Raw genomic sequence first — 2,006 nt, forward strand, 5'->3', positions numbered from 1 at the left:
GCCATGGAAAGATCGGCATTGCCTTCTTCCATCACCGGGATGTTGAACTTGATGACCTTATTGGCGATGACTCCAATAATGTAACCGAAGATGCCGGCATAGACCAGAGTGATGATCGGGCCGAGCATTCCGAATCCCAGTGTTTCCGCTACGGAGAGTCCGAACATGACAGCGATGATGCCCATGCCCAAAGCGAGCATGCCGATCGAGGGAACTCCGGTACCAATACCGTAAGCGCAGACTCTTCGCACCGCATTGGCGCCCATGACTACAGCGAATATGGCAGCCACAGCTCCGATAAAGGAGAACACCTCAGTGTTAAGGGCGGAATTGAGAATTGCTCCCAGATATATTCCCACCACAGAGCCCACCAGGCCGTATATTCTCAGCTTCTTGGGGTCAAACGCAGACGGCGCTCCGCCTGCAGCTCCTCCTAAGGACATTTCAGGCACCTCCGGTGATCAACACTGATGCTAAAGCGAGCAGAATGCTGGCGATAGCACAGGCTCTGAAGGCGAAGGGCCACTTCTTGAACTTCGGATCATGGAAGCCCTCGATGGTTCCCTGGATGTTCCAGGAGGCAATCACAGCGTTCACCAGGAATATGCCGATGGCGAACATGGCGCTCAAAGCGGCATTGCCGTTGATCAGATAGAGGGGATAATAGATCATGGCACCGCCCAGGCCGCCCATCATGCCGCCGATAAGGCCGCTGACAAAGCAGATGGTGGGAATGCCCTGGCCGACTGTTCCCGGAGCCACATAGGGCGGCTGGGAAAATCCGGTTATGGGATCGTAGTTGACCTTGGCCGAGGCAAAGGGAGCACCAACCGCATAAGCGTAGATCCAGGAGCCTGTGAGCATAGTAGAGCCTATCATGATCCCTGCGCCGACAGCTCCTGAGGCCAGAATGATCCAGATGTTATCTGTAACTGACATCATCAGGCCGGCAGCTAAGAGACCAGTCAGGCCTGACCCGGCTGCGAGCTGCACTGTGCCCGTGCCGATGCCTGCTGCCTGGGCCATGGCCGCAGGCGCACCGCCCACAGGGACGAAGTGAACGCCAATCCCGACCAACAGCCCGCCCACGAGGATCTCCAGAATATAAACAATAGTATAAGCATCGAAGTTCATGCTGCTATATCCCCCTTGTACTCCGGATAAGCTCCGTACTTTCTCCTGGCGGATCTCTCTATGTAGAAGTTATAGGCGACCTCGACGATGATGAAGAAGACACCCATGAGAATGGCATAAGAAGCCTGGGTCACAGGATCGAATACCGTCGTCCTCCAGTTATCCAAGAAGACCGTCAGGCCGAATCCCATTCCAGTGGCCGGTCCGCCAAATTTGGTGCAGAACCAGGCGTTGTCTATGGAATTTCTGAGACCTGCCTCGGCCTTCCTCACGATCTGGCCGGAGAGCATGGTGTTCAGACCGCAGCCGAACTGCCTGTTCTGGAACTCTCTCTCGCCGCCATAATGAATATCGCCCACAGATGAGCCGATGGCACCGACAGCCAGCCCCCAGATCAATGCGATGATGGGCATTGGGAAGGGATGCGGCGTTGGCAGCATATATACCATGATATACGATATAGTTGCAATACAGAATGATGTTATCCAGGCATGCGCCATAATCGATGGCGTGGTGTACCTGACGATATCCAGATAGACCCACTGGTTGAACCTGGCCTGGCTGGAGTTCCTACCAAAGTAGGCACTCATTGAGAAGACACCGTTGAATAAAGCGGCAACGGATGCGCCTGCTACCAGGGCCATCAATGCGGGCATCTGGAAGGCCGTAATAAGCGTATAGGCCACCATAGCTGCCGTGGCACACCACAGGGCATTGGCCGGGGGTTCGCCCGAGATGGCCTTATTATAAATCCTGTGGGGGTTGCCGACCTGGGCAGCCAGCTGAACTTGCGAGTTGGGATTGCTCTGAGATCCTACATCGGATTCTATATCTTCAGAGGCACCAGCAACCGTCGCAAGGGCTCCCATTGC

General features: G+C 55.1%; 3 protein-coding genes. All 3 read right to left on the bottom strand.

Annotation, left to right across the window (positions count from 1 at the left end; translation table 11 throughout):
• Nucleotides 1-443: tetrahydromethanopterin S-methyltransferase subunit MtrC (gene mtrC, locus BP727_RS00095; RefSeq protein WP_286856659.1), on the bottom strand; the 443-nt coding region annotated here is incomplete at its 3' end.
• A gap of 1 nt (nt 444) precedes the next feature.
• A complete protein-coding gene (gene mtrD, locus BP727_RS00100) occupies nt 445-1,134 on the bottom strand; it encodes a tetrahydromethanopterin S-methyltransferase subunit D (RefSeq protein WP_286856661.1) in 690 nt (229 codons plus the stop codon).
• Entirely contained in the window at nt 1,131-2,003 is an 873-nt protein-coding gene (gene mtrE, locus BP727_RS00105; protein WP_342766258.1) for a tetrahydromethanopterin S-methyltransferase subunit E, read from the bottom strand. Before mtrE ends, mtrD begins: the two co-directional genes overlap by 4 nt.
• Nucleotides 2,004-2,006: the final 3 nt, after the last annotated feature.

It is taken from the genome of Methanosaeta sp. UBA356, from assembly GCF_002496465.1.
Classification (GTDB): Archaea; Halobacteriota; Methanosarcinia; order Methanotrichales; family Methanotrichaceae; genus Methanothrix; species Methanothrix soehngenii.